We start from the raw sequence: 12,335 nt of genomic DNA, 5'->3' as shown, positions 1-12,335 counted from the left end.
TCAGGCGCGGCACAGCAGCGCGTCAGGAGTGCGATTCGAGCCGACGCGCCCGGTGTACGCGACACCGGCGACGTATTCGCCCGGCGCGCATTGGCCCTTGTAGCGGCCCGACGCGAAATCACCGCCGGGACTTCCGGATGGCCGGTTGTCGCCGCGGTCGAACCAGACCGTCCGGCCGGTCTTGCCGAGCGGAGTGGCCGACTTGCCGCACAGAAGCGCGGAGAACGCCGCGCCGGTGACGCTGTAGCCGACCGCGGCGTGCTCGGGCGGGCATTGCACCTTGGTGTAGCCGGATGCCCAGTCGGTGTCCACATGGGTCTCATCGCGGACCACGGCGTAGCCCGCCGGGACGGCGAGCCTGCCGGTGCACAATCCCCGGTTCCCGGTATGCGAAAGACCGGCGAGCCGCTGGCCGTCGGGGCAGACACCCTTGCGCGCGCCCGGATTCCAGTCCGTCATCGCGCGAACCTTGCGCGAGGCCTGGAAATCCGCGTAGTCGAGGTTCAGCATGGACCAGCGTTCGGCCTCGGGGATTCGTCCGGAGCGGGAAGGAGCGCTCACCAGCCGTCGCCACGCTGGGCCACGCCAGTCCGTGCCGTCGAGCACGTCGGCGCGTCGGCCCTCGGTGTCCCACGACAGCAAGGACCAGCCGTTGCCCGTGTCGCCCTCGTGGAACCCGACAGCGGGCCAGTAGGCGAAGTCGGTGTCGGTCTCCGCGAGATAGCCGACGAAATTTTCGAACCAGGCTCGGCTGGCCGCGTCGGTGGTGTGACGCCCTTCGCCGAACTCGCTGATCCAGAGCGGCGCGGTGTAATGCTTGCCGGTCTCCGCCGAGACGAAGAACGCCTGCCGGTAAAGGACATCACGCAGTTCTTGCGGCGAAAGGTCGCGGTAGCGCGGATCGTGGGTCTCGCCGGTGCCGGTCGCCCCGGAATGGTTCGGCCCCGTGTACCCGTAGAAATGTGCGGCGTAGACCAGTTTCCCGGAGTCCACGAGCGTATGCGACAACGTGCGGGCGGGCTCCAGTGTGGGCCTGCCGTGGGGAAGGCCGTCCACGGGCAGGCCGGTCCAGTTGATGCCCTCGACGATGAGCAGCAGATCGGGATTGGCCTCGGTCAGGATACGGTCGGCGACCCGCTGGCTCGCGCGTTGCCAGTCCGTGCCGTTTCCCCAGCCCCAGTTGGGATCGTCGAAGACGTCGCGGCGCACCTCGTTGTAGAGATCGGCACCGGCCACTCGTTTGTTCGCGGCGTAACGGCGCGCCATGAACAGCCAGTCGTCCTGCCACTGCTGCTCGGTCTGCGCGGTGTTCCAGCGCTCGTTGCCGTCGAGACCACAGCACCAGCGGGAGGTCGTGGTGTGGTTGTTGAGGATCACCGCGAACCCGCGTGCGGTCAGCCGCGCGACGACGCGGTCGTAGACCTGCAACGGGGTGAGGCCGCGCAGCTCCGGGTTCGCCGGGAGATCGGGGACCGGCCTGGTGTCGTGGATCATCGCGTTGGAGAAGGGAAGCCGGACGCTGTTCAGGCCCAGCTCCGCCAGCCCGTCGATGATCGTGTCGATCGAAGCCCGGTCCAGCCCGAGCGGGGTCTGGTAGGCGATCTCGCCGGCGTGGTGCGTGGCCGGATCGTTCACGTCGCCCGAGCCGGTCCATGTGCCGCTCGCGCCGTGCCAGTTGGCGGCCTTCAGCTTGAACCGGTCGCCCGCCGCGTCGACGATGTAGCGGCCGCGCGTGCTCAGCGGCGCCGCCCAGGCCGCCGGGTCCGCCGTGGCGACGGCGGGCGGGGGAACCACGATGCCGGCGGTCACCAGGGCGGCGAGCAGCACACTCTTGATCCTCACCCGGCGGAGGCTAGCCAGTCACGCGGCCGGTTGTATACGGACGATCGGGTAACTTCCGCTCATGACCACCGCGCTGATCATCGGTGACCTCCAGCGAGGCATCACCGGCAATTACCCGTTCACCGGAACAGTCCTGCCGCCGATCAGGAGTCTGCTGCCGCGTGCGCGGGCGGCCGGCGCGCTCGTCGTGTTCGTCCACTTCGCCTTGCGGCGCAACGGAACCGATCTCCCGCCCGGGAACGCGCTGTTCGAGTCGTTCCACGAGGCGGGGGACACCTTTCACGAGGGTTCGGCCGGGACGGAGATCGATCTGCCTGTCGCCGACGAGGACGTGGTCGTGCTGAAACGCCGTGCCGGCGCGTTCGCCGGCACGGATCTCGATCTGGTGCTCCGCGCGAGGGGCGTCGACACGGTCGCGATCGCCGGAGTCGCGACCAGCGCCATGGTGGCCGCGACGGCCTACGACGCGGCGGACCGCGGCTATCACGTGACCGTGCTGCGCGACGGTTGCGCCGACGGCGATCCGGCGATGCACGGCTTCTTCGTCGACAAGGTGTTCCCGAGCCGGGGCTTCGAGGTCGTCTCGTGCGCGGAGTGGCTCGTCGACGGCGGATAAATCGCGGGACCGGACGGCCCCGATGTGGCACCGTGGTCGCCGACATGATCAAGTGGGCGGCTATGGAGACGAAGCGACTCGGACGCACCGATGTCGAGGTGACGCGGCTGGGTTTCGGCGGCGGGCCGCTCGGCGGGTTGTTCGCGCCACTGGACGACGAGACCGCGGCGGGAGCGCTGGCCGCGGCGTGGGACGGCGGGATCCGGTACTACGACACGTCACCGCATTACGGGATCGGGCATTCCGAACGCCGTATCGGCGAGTTCCTGCGCTCGCGGCCGCGTGATTCGTTCGTCCTGTCGACGAAGGTCGGCCGTCTGCTGGTACCCCAGGATCCGGCAGGGAGGATGGATCCGGCGGGCTTCCACGTCCCCGCCGCGCACCGCCGCGTACGGGACTTCACGCGCGACGGGATCCGGCGCAGCGTCGAGGATTCCTTGGTGCGCATGGGCCTCGACCGGATCGACGTGCTGTACCTGCACGACGCCGAAGAGCACTTCGACGACGCGCTGCGCGACGGCTATCCGGCCCTCGCGGAGCTGCGGTCGGAGGGGATCGTCGGCGCGATCGGCGCCGGCATGTACGACACGGCCATGCTGACCACTTTGGTCAAGGAGACCGATGTCGACGTGATCATGCAGTCCGGCCGCCACACGCTGCTCGATCACAGTGCGCTCGACACCTTTCTGCCCGCGTGCGAGGAACACGGTGTCTCGGTGATCGCGGCGTCGGTCTTCAACTCCGGGCTGCTCGCCGTGCCCCGGCCGGCCGAGGGAGCGCACTGCGACTACGAGACCGCCGCACCGGAAGTCGTGGAGCGGGCGAACCGGATCGCCGACGTGTGCGAGGCGCACGGTGTGACACTTCCCCAAGCGGCCATGGCCTTTCCGCTCCAGCATCCGGCCGTCGCCGGCGTCGCGGTCGGGATGCGGTCGGCCGAAGAGGCACGACGCAACGTGGAGTCCTTCGCCGCGGAGGTCCCCGCACAGGTCTGGGCCGATCTGCGGGCCGCGGGTTTGCTCCGTTCGACAGCGATTAGGGTGGTCTGATGGTGTCGGTGAAACAGGTCCAGGTCACGTTCGACTGCGCGAAACCCGAGCGTCTCGCCCGTTTCTGGTGCGAGGTGCTCGGCTACGTCGTGCCGTCGCCGCCGGAGGGGTTCGCCACCTGGGACGACTACAACCGCACGCTGCCGCCCGAGCAGCAGGACGCCAGCTTCGCCTGCAGTGACCCGACGGGCGTCGGCCCTCGGCTGTACTTCCAGCGTGTCCCCGAGGGCAAGGTCGTCAAGAACCGCGTGCATCTCTGCGTACGGGCGGGCACCGGGCTCGTGGGGGAGGAGCGGCTCGCCGCCCTCCAGTCCGAACGCACCCGGCTGGAGGCGCTCGGCGCGGTCTGCGAGCGGGTCATGCTCGCCGACGGGGAGAACGAGTCCTGCATCGTGATGCAGGACATCGAGGGCAACGAGTTCTGTCTCGACTGACCTCAGGCGGCGCGAATACTGAACGTCGTGACGCAGAAATCGCCGTCCGCCGTGCGATCCGCGATCACGGTTCCCCTGGCGGACCGTCCTTTGGCGACTCCGGCGACATCGGCAAGGACGAACTTGGCCGTCCCGCTGGTGGTCGTCACTTGAACGCGTGAACCCAGCGGGAGCAGGGAATCGATCTTGTCGTCCATGAACCTCTTCTGTGCCTCACAGGCCAGCGCGATCGCCGACGGCTTGTCCCCGGCGGCGATCTCGGCGAGGAAGTCCGCGATCACCTGAACGCCCTTTTCAGGCGGCCGGGCCGGGCGCCTGGTGATGGTGATCCTCGGACGGCTGACCCTGGTGCTGCTCGGGCTTTCCGTCGTGCTCGTGGGTGAAGAGGTGGTCGTCGTGCTGCTGGGCGGGACGGGCAGCGAGATCCCTGGTCCCTTGCGGAGCAGGAAGCCGGGCGCGGCGAACGCGGTGACACAGAAGGCGACCAGCGCGATCACCGCGACCAGGATCCCGATGGCGACACCGGGTTTGATGGTCGGCGACTGGGTGTTCTGCTGCTCGGGCAGTCCTGGATAGGTCATCGGATTCACCTTTCGTGCGGATCTGGATGGGCGATCCGACGAGGTGTTTCCGGGGTGGGTTCCGATCCTTTCAGTGGTCTTACGGCTGCCGCGGAAGGTGTTCCGCGACAGAGAAAAGCGTGCTGTGGCGGGTTCGCGTGACACGCGAACCCGCCGTCGGACGTCAGCAGGGTTGCAGCAGCCAGCAGAGCCGGTACTTCGCCTGATAGGTCGTGGAAGTACCCGGCGCGATGATGTTCTGCGTCCGCGCGCCGCCGTGCGCCCAGCCGGTGTAGGCGTACTTCAGGTTGAGCGGCGGCAGGTTCTGCGGGCTGTCCGCGCTGATCGAATTGGTGGATCCGGCGATCACCGTGCGGGAGAACGGTGTGCGCTGCTGCGTGCCGCCGACGGTGAGCATCGCCTGGCTGGGATTGGAAGTGAAGTTCAGCGACACCGTTTTCGGCTGGAGGTCGACCGTCTTGCTGCCGGTCCGGCCGGTCGAGTCGGTCGCGGTGAGCGTCAGCTGCAGGTACGACGGGTAGTCGTGGTCCGGTGCGACGAACGAGCCCGACGCGACGCTGGGGAAGTCCTGGACGTTGTGCGTGTGGCAGGTGCCGTTGGTCGCGCAATGCCGGATCGCGAGCCGCCACGAAAGCGCCGATGCCGGGAGTTGCCCGTCCTGGGCGTCGACGGCGCGGCCGGAGAAGGACACGTTCTGGCCGACGGACCAGGTCAGCGTGCCCGCCGGGCTGTCGATGACCGGCACCGGGTCGAGGCCCTCCGGGTTGCCGACGGTCACCCGCACCATCGTGGTCGCGCTCGCGCCGTGGGAGTCCGTCACTCGCAACCTGGCGTCGACGGCGGCGGCGGCGGTGTAGGTCCAGGTGGGGTCGGAGGCCGACGAGTCGTCGTACGCGCCGTCCGCGTCGAGATCCCAGGCGTAGGACAGGGTGTCCCCGGCGTCCGGATCGGTGGACGAGGAGCCGTCGAATCGCACGGTCAGCGGTGCGGGCCCGCTCGTCGGATTCGCCGTCGCCACCGCGGAAGGCGGCCGGTTGGTGCCGCCGGGGTGGCTCACGCGACGGAGTTCGCCGCTGCCCAGCGCGACGTAGAACAGGTCACCGCCCGGTCCGGTGAGCACCTGCACCGGGACGTTGGCGCCGGTCACGAACGGTACGAGACGGCTCGGGCTCGGCTGGCCGCCGACGGTCTGCATGGCCCAGATGCAGCCACGGGACGAGTCGGAGAAGAACAGCGCGCCGGCGTACTCGGCGGGGTAGTTGCTGCCGGATTCGAACGCGATCCCGCTGATCGACGAGCCTCCGGTGGGGCAGGGATCGCTCGCCACCACCTTGGCGCGGTGGTTGTAGGCGTAGTACGGGGCGGAGTGCCCGCCTGAGGAGTACAGGGACTCGCAGCGGTCGAGGTTCGCGCCGTCGTACCCGGCCTGCCTCGCGGTGCCTTCGAAGCAGGGCCAGCCGAAGTTCTCCGCCACGCCGTCACCGACGTCGGCGACGCGGTTGATCTCCTCCCAGGTGTCCCAGCCGACGTCGCCCGCCCAGAGCTCGCCGGTGCCCGGCCGGAAGCCGAACCGGAACTGGTTCCGCGAGCCGTAGGCGATCACGCGCCGGGCGTTGGCGTCGGCGCTGTTCGCGAAGGGGTTGCCGGGGACGCCTTCGCCGGTGTCCGGGTCGATGCGCAGCACCGTGCCGTTGAGCAGGACCGGCTGCCCGGCCGGTCGACGCGGCGACTGCGAACGCAGCGCGCCGCCCTCCGCCGTCGGTGGCGCGAGGTTCGTCCCGGCGGGTGAAGGCGGATCGGCGCACGGGTTCCCTGCCTGGCCGTAGTCGGCGAAGGTGAAGCTGGCACCATCACCGCCACCGGCGTACAGGGCCCCGTCCGGCCCGAAGGCGAGCGCGCCGACCGAATGGCTGGGGTATTGCTGGCACCATCCCGTGACCAGAGGTTTTTCGCTGACGGCCGTGCCCGCCGGACCCATCGTCAGCTGCGAGACCCGGCCGGTCACGACGCAACCCTTGTCCGTCGCACCCGGCGGGGCCGGGCAGGTGTCACCCCATCGCGGCGCGGTCCCGCCGGGTTCGGCGTCGAGGGTGTACGAGACGTAGACGTACGGCCTGGCGGGAAAAGCCGGGTCGACGGCGAGCCCCAGCAGGCCGCGATCCCAGAAGTCCTGGGTCTGCGTACGGAGGTCGGCGAACACCGTCGCCGTCGGGTCGGAGAGCGAGTCGAAGACCTTGACCAGACCGCTCTTTTCGGCGACGAACACCCGGCCGTCCGGCGCGAACGCGGTGGCCGTCGGCGAGCTGAGCCCGCCGATCGCCACCGTGTCGGTGAATCCGGCCGGCACCGCGGCCGCGGCGGGCGCGACGGTGACGAGACCGACCGCGAGCGCGCCGGCCAGCGGGCCGACCACGCCCACCGCCAGCGCGCGCCGTGATCTTCGGGGGAACGGGAAACGACGGGAAGTCAGCACACGAACTCCTCCTGCGCGGGGACCGGCCGGAACAAGACGGCTCTCCGGTATGCCGTGTGGAGGCCGGAAGTTGTTACGCGTCTGCCAGAAAACGCACGCGAGGGCAGCCGGGCACGTCGCGAAAGCCACTTTCGGGACATCAGATGTCCCGAAAGTGGCTTTCGCGACATCCCCGTTCCGGAGCCGGCGGGATCCACGCGCTCCTGCCGGGGAACCCGGTCAGCCGGGCGAGCGCGCCGAATCCGTCATCGGTGCCGGGCCAGTGCGCGCGGACGGCGCCACGCGGCACGACGGTGACGACGATGGCGTTGTCGGCATAACCCGTGCTGGCATACGGACCATTCACCCGTTCGGAATAAGATCCGCTTCGTGGTCTCCCTTAGGCGGGTCTCGGAGCAGTGGCGTCGGCTGTTCGGCCCGGTCTGGTATCTGCCGGTCGCCTTGACCCTCTTCGCCGGATCGCTGCTCCCGGCGCTGCAGAGCCACGGCACGCAGTTCGGCGGGATGCCGAACCGCCCGTACGACCTCTTGGCAGTGGCCGGGATCGCCCTTCAGTGCGTCCCGCTCGTGGTGTGCGCCCGGTGGCCGGTGGCCTGTTTCGCGGTGGTGTCACTCGGTTTCGCCATCGACCAGTTCGGGGGTTACCACTCGGTCGCGGGCACGGCGCTGCCGATCGCCTTGCTCACCGTGGGGCTCCGGCTGGAGCGGCACCGTCGCGTGGCGGTGATCGCGTTCTCGGCGGTCTACCTCGCGACGGCGATCGCGTTCGCCGCGCTCGGCGGGACGGAGCCCGTCTCGGGCTACGTGACGTTCTATCTCGCGCTGGTGCTGGCGTGGGGGATCGGGACATGGCTGCGGTCCAGCCGGGCCGCGGAGGAGGAACGACGGCTCCGCGTCGCCGAAGAGACGCGAGCGGCCGAACGTGCCCGGATCGCCGCCGAGCTCCACGACGTCGTGACCCATCACGTCACGGCGATGGTCGTGCAGGCCGAGGCGGCCCGGTACCTGACCGACGCGCCACTCGATCAGAGCCTGACCGCCGTCGCCGACACCGGGCGGCGGGCCATCACCGACCTGCGTCACCTGCTCGACGTGCTCGACCCCGGCCACGGCGCCGACGCGATCCCGACCCTGGTGGAGCGCACCCGGCGGGCGGGGCAGCCGGTGGAGTTCTCCGAACAGGGCGAGCCCGCGGCGGGGGACGCCGGCCCGGTGGCCTACCGCGTCGTGCAGGAGGCGCTGACCAACGCGCTGAAACACGCGCGCGGCAGCCGTACCTCGGTGCTGGTGCGCCACGGAGACGGGGAGATCACCGTCGCGGTCGACACGGAGGAGTCCTTGTCCACCCCGGAATCCACGGGCGGCGGCCGGGGCCTCGCCGGGCTCCGCGACCGGATCGACGTCCTGAACGGCGAATTCAGCGCGGGCCGCCGAGGCGACGGCGGGTTCTCCGTCCGCGCCCGCATCCCCGCCGGGAACCCGTCGTGACCGCGCCGATCCGGGTGCTGGTCTGCGACGACCAGCTGCTCGTCCGCACCGGGCTGGTGACCATCATCGGCGCCCAGCCCGATCTCGAGGTGGCGGGCGAATGCGGCGACGGCCGGACCGCGGTCGACCTCGCCGCCCGGCTGCGCCCCGACGTCGTGGTGATGGACGTCCGCATGCCGGTGCTCGACGGTATCGAGGCCACCCGCCTGCTGGCGGGAGCCGGTGTGGCCGAGCCCGGCAAGGTGCTGGTGGTGACCACGTTCAATCTCGACGAGTACGTCTACCGGGCGTTGCGCGCCGGTGCGAGCGGGTTCCTGCTCAAGGACACCCCGCCCGACCGGCTGCTGCACGGGATCCGCACCGTGGCCGCCGGCGCGGCCCTCCTGGATCCCGAGGTGACCCGGCAGCTGGTGGGCAGATACGCCGCCCGGATCCGGCCCCCGGAGGACCAGGACCCGGACGGCGGTCCGCTGACTCCCCGGGAACTGGAGGTGCTCCGCCTCATCGCCGACGGCCTCTCCAACAGCGAGATCGCCGCGACCCTCATGATCAGCCAGGAGACCGTCAAGACGTTCGTGTCGCGCATGCTCGCCAAACTCGGGCTCCGCGACCGGGTCCAGGCGGTCATCTACGCCTTCCGCCACGGCCTCGTCACCTGAACCGTCCTATTTGGACTTCGCGGCTTCGTCGGTGACGCGCTGGATCGCGCGGACGGCGAGATCCGGCTGGTCGACGTAGATGTAGTGCTCACTGTTCGCGGCCGTGCTCAGATTGCTGCGCCCGGACAGGGCGAGCCACTTCCGCTGGCCCTCCGACCACGCCCGCTCCAGGCCCGCGCCGTACTCGGGGACGGCCGTGAGGTACGGCTTGCCGTGCTGGATCACCTCGACCGGGATGTTGCCCGCGGAGCGGACCTCGCCGTCGGTGACCACCAGTTTCTCCGGACCCTGACCCGCGAACACCGCCAAGGTCTGCTGGCGCAGTTCGGCCGCCATCCCGGTGGCCGAATCCGGTATCTGCTGCCGAAGATCGGCCTCCTGGGTCGGCGAGGTGGCGTCCATCAGCACCAGTCCCTTGACCCGGTCCTGGTGGTCGGGGGAGTACCTGCCGGCGATCAGCCCGCCGAGTGAATGCCCGGCCAGCACGACCGGCTCGCCGCCGGCGACCCGGTCGAGTACCCCGGTCAGGATCTTCCCGGTGGTTTCGAAACTCTGCGGCCCGTCGGGCTGGTCGCTGGCGCCCGCGCCGAGCCGGTCGTAGGAACAGACCCGGCCCTGCGCGGCCAGCGTGTTCTGGAGCCCGGCCAGTTTCGTGACGTCGTCGCCCCCGCCGTGCAACAGGACGACGAGCGGCCGTCCCTCGACCGGCTCACCGGCGCACGACACGTTCACCGAACGTTCGCCGACCTTGATCTTCTGCGTTCCGGTGAACGCGGCCCGATCCTGAGTGGCGGCGCTGCTGTTCGCGGGCGCCTCCGGTTCCGCTTCCGTGGCTTCGTCGCAGGCCGACAGTGCCACGCCTGCCACGGCGCAGCACAGTGCGATCAGAGCGGATGCCTTACGGGACATGGTGAACTCCTGGTACAGGGGAACGATTCACCCGGCACGCTACGGATCCGGCCGCCGGGAATCGTCACCATGCGGAGGACACTTGCGCGTAGCTCGCACGGGGGACAGGACGTCAGCCGTAGGCGCGCAAGAAAACGTCGACCCCGTCGGTGAGGATCTCGAGGATCTCCGCCTTGCCCACCGTTTCGTCCTCGTCGGTCACGTCGAGGACCAGGCGCATGGTCAGGGCGACGAAGTGCTGCATGGCACGCCGCGGGTCGGTCAGCCGGAGCTTGCCGTCGGCCGCGAACTTCGCGAACCGTTCCTCCATCATCCGTTCGGGTTCGTCCCGTGCCGCTTCCGGCAGCCGTGGCGCCACGGGGGCCTGTGAACTCAACCGCCGGAACGTCGCGTAGTCCGAAGTCGGGAACATCCCCGTCGTCACCCGCCGCGCGAAACCGAGCAGGGCGTCGCGGATGTCGCGGTCGTCGGCGAGCTCTTCGTCGATCGCCTTGCGGACGGTCGCGACCACGGCGTCGTTGGCGCGGCCGAGCACGCCGCGGAAGAGGGTCTGCTTGTCGCCGAAGTGGTCGTAGACGGTGCGTTTGGACACTCCGGCCCGCGCCGATATCGCGTCGACGCTGGTGAGTTCGTAGCCGTCCGACACGAACAACGCCTCGGCGGCGTCAAGGATCGCCGCTCGTTTGGCCTCGGCTCGCAGCCGACGGCCCGGTGTCAGCGCGGTCGCTCTCGGGGTCGCCATGTTCTCATCGTATTCTCAGCCGTAGAAAACTGCACCGTGTAGTGTAGTTTTTGAGGCGGGTGAGCCGCCTTTCCCTGAATCCCGCACAAGGAGTCCTTCATGCAGGAGAGCAGGATCGGCGCAGGACCGCACGCGAGCTGGAACGGACCGCTCATCGGCCTCGTGGCGGTGCTGGTGCTCGTCAACTTCATGGTCGACACGGCCATCACCGCACCGCTGCTGGTCCTTCCGGAGATGCTCGACCACTTCGGCACCGACCAGACCGCCTGGCTCAACGCCAGCGCGATGCTGGCGGGCGTGATGTGGGCGCCGTTGCTCGGCAAGAGCGCCGACGTGTACGGCAAACGCAAGGTGCTCGTGCTGACCTTGCTGCTCAGTTGCGCGGGCGCGCTCGTCTGCGCGGTCGCACCCAGCCTCTGGGTCTTCGTGCCAGGGCGCCTGTTGCAAGGGGCGGCCGTGGCCGCCTTGTTCCTGTCCGTCGCGATCGTCCGCGAGATCTGCGCGCCCCGGATCGCGATGATCGTGGTGGGCATCGTGACGTCGGGATCCGCGGTGCTCAACATCGGTTCCCGGTTCCTCACCGAGAAACTGGCCGCGGAGTTCGGCTTCCAGATCTTGTTCCTGATATCGGCCGTCGTGGCGATCGCGATGGCGATCTGCGTCCGCGGCGTCCTTCCCGAATCCGTGGTCAAGACGCCGGGCCGGATCGACGTCGGCGGGGCGCTGCTCCTCGGCGGCGGTCTTGCCGGAGTGCTCGGCTACATCAGTCTCGGCTCGGAGTTCGGCTGGCTCGCCCTCGGCCCGGTGGTCCTGCTCGCCGGTGGTGCCGCGGCCTTGGCCAGGTGGTTCCTCGTCTCGAGCCGGAAACCCGATTCGCTGATCGACGTCCGGCACCTCGGCGCGCCCTTGGCGCTCACGTTGCTCGTGCTCGTCCTCGGCACCGGTTCGTACCAGAGCATGCTCCAGCTCATTCCGCTGGTCAGCGATGTCTCGGCGGACCAAGGGCTCGGGTACGGCCTGGCGGGCCAGGGAACGCTGGCGCTGCTGCTCGCGGCACCCGGTATCGGCGTCATGATCGGCGGCCCGGTGGCCGGACTGCTCGCCACCCGCGTCGGGCCGGCGATGACCCTGGCCGGCGGAATCGCGCTCGGAACCGTGGCCACCCTCGGGATGTTCCTCGGTGTCTCGCAGTTCCCCGTCGCGGTGTTCTTCGCCTTCCTGCTGGGTTTCACGGTCGGCGCGCTGGGAACGTCCGGCTTCAACCTGGCGGGCGGCCTCGCGCCCGCCGAACGGCAGGGCATCGTCTCCAGCCTGGTCATGGTCGTCATCGCGATCGGCTCGGTGGTGCTGGACTTCGTGGGTGCCGCGGTGCTCAAGTCGACCGCCGTGTCCGCCGGCGGCGAGACGGTGAATTCGGGAACGGGTGTCTTCACCTACATCACCATCGCGTCCGTCGCCTTCGCGATCGCCGCGGTCCTCGTCGTCCTGCTGGTGCGAAAGTCGCGCTCCGGCACCAAAACGCCGTCACTGGCGACTCTCTGA

General features: G+C 69.6%; 12 protein-coding genes. 6 read left to right on the top strand and 6 right to left on the bottom strand.

Features of this window, described 5'->3' with window-relative positions:
* Nucleotides 1-1,842, bottom strand: a complete 1,842-nt coding sequence (locus NQK81_RS06505; RefSeq protein ID WP_257487489.1) for a glycoside hydrolase family 5 protein — start codon at nt 1,840-1,842, stop codon at nt 1-3.
* Between the two features lie 61 nt (nt 1,843-1,903).
* On the opposite strand from NQK81_RS06505, the gene NQK81_RS06500 reads away from it, so the two are divergent.
* From NQK81_RS06500 to NQK81_RS06490, 3 genes are all read left to right on the top strand, one after another.
* Nucleotides 1,904-2,458, top strand: a complete 555-nt coding sequence (locus tag NQK81_RS06500) for a cysteine hydrolase family protein (RefSeq protein WP_257487488.1) — start codon at nt 1,904-1,906, stop codon at nt 2,456-2,458.
* 62 nt (nt 2,459-2,520) lie between these two features.
* Nucleotides 2,521-3,507, top strand: a complete 987-nt coding sequence (locus NQK81_RS06495) for an aldo/keto reductase (protein WP_257487487.1) — start codon at nt 2,521-2,523, stop codon at nt 3,505-3,507.
* Nucleotides 3,507-3,941 (top strand): VOC family protein, encoded by a 435-nt coding sequence (locus NQK81_RS06490; RefSeq protein ID WP_257487486.1) that lies wholly within the window; start codon nt 3,507-3,509, stop codon nt 3,939-3,941. The genes NQK81_RS06495 and NQK81_RS06490 overlap by 1 nt, the downstream gene beginning before the upstream one ends.
* 2 nt (nt 3,942-3,943) lie before the next feature.
* On the opposite strand, the gene NQK81_RS06485 is transcribed toward NQK81_RS06490, so the two are convergent.
* From NQK81_RS06485 to NQK81_RS06475, 3 genes are all read right to left on the bottom strand, one after another.
* Nucleotides 3,944-4,522 (bottom strand): hypothetical protein, encoded by a 579-nt coding sequence (locus tag NQK81_RS06485; protein ID WP_257487485.1) that lies wholly within the window; start codon nt 4,520-4,522, stop codon nt 3,944-3,946.
* A 163-nt stretch (nt 4,523-4,685) separates the two neighbouring features.
* Entirely contained in the window at nt 4,686-6,995 is a 2,310-nt protein-coding gene (locus tag NQK81_RS06480; protein WP_257487484.1) for a PQQ-dependent sugar dehydrogenase, read from the bottom strand.
* A gap of 139 nt (nt 6,996-7,134) precedes the next feature.
* A complete protein-coding gene (locus NQK81_RS06475) occupies nt 7,135-7,341 on the bottom strand; it encodes a hypothetical protein (protein WP_371878855.1) in 207 nt (68 codons plus the stop codon).
* A 23-nt stretch (nt 7,342-7,364) separates the two neighbouring features.
* Here NQK81_RS06475 and NQK81_RS06470 point away from each other — a divergent pair, with 23 nt between their 5' ends.
* Nucleotides 7,365-8,483, top strand: coding sequence for a sensor histidine kinase (locus NQK81_RS06470; RefSeq protein ID WP_257487483.1), 1,119 nt, complete (start codon nt 7,365-7,367; stop codon nt 8,481-8,483).
* Nucleotides 8,480-9,142 carry a response regulator gene (locus NQK81_RS06465; RefSeq protein WP_257487482.1) on the top strand — a complete coding sequence of 221 codons (663 nt, stop codon included), beginning with the start codon at nt 8,480-8,482 and terminating at the stop codon, nt 9,140-9,142. Before NQK81_RS06470 ends, NQK81_RS06465 begins: the two co-directional genes overlap by 4 nt.
* 6 nt (nt 9,143-9,148) lie before the next feature.
* Here NQK81_RS06465 and NQK81_RS06460 read toward each other — a convergent pair whose 3' ends face one another.
* Both NQK81_RS06460 and NQK81_RS06455 read right to left on the bottom strand, forming a co-directional pair.
* Nucleotides 9,149-10,051: an alpha/beta fold hydrolase gene (locus tag NQK81_RS06460; RefSeq protein WP_257487481.1), complete on the bottom strand. Its 903-nt coding sequence runs from the start codon at nt 10,049-10,051 to the stop codon at nt 9,149-9,151.
* Nucleotides 10,052-10,163: 112 nt separating this feature from the next.
* Nucleotides 10,164-10,793 carry a TetR/AcrR family transcriptional regulator gene (locus tag NQK81_RS06455; RefSeq protein WP_257487480.1) on the bottom strand — a complete coding sequence of 210 codons (630 nt, stop codon included), beginning with the start codon at nt 10,791-10,793 and terminating at the stop codon, nt 10,164-10,166.
* 99 nt (nt 10,794-10,892) lie between these two features.
* On the opposite strand from NQK81_RS06455, the gene NQK81_RS06450 reads away from it, so the two are divergent.
* Nucleotides 10,893-12,335, top strand: a complete 1,443-nt coding sequence (locus NQK81_RS06450) for an MFS transporter (protein WP_257487479.1) — start codon at nt 10,893-10,895, stop codon at nt 12,333-12,335.

The sequence above is a fragment of the Amycolatopsis roodepoortensis genome (assembly GCF_024628825.1).
GTDB classification, from domain to species: Bacteria; Actinomycetota; Actinomycetes; order Mycobacteriales; family Pseudonocardiaceae; genus Amycolatopsis; species Amycolatopsis roodepoortensis.
Note: the sequence above shows the minus strand (reverse complement) of the source record. Positions and strands in the feature narration are given on the sequence as shown.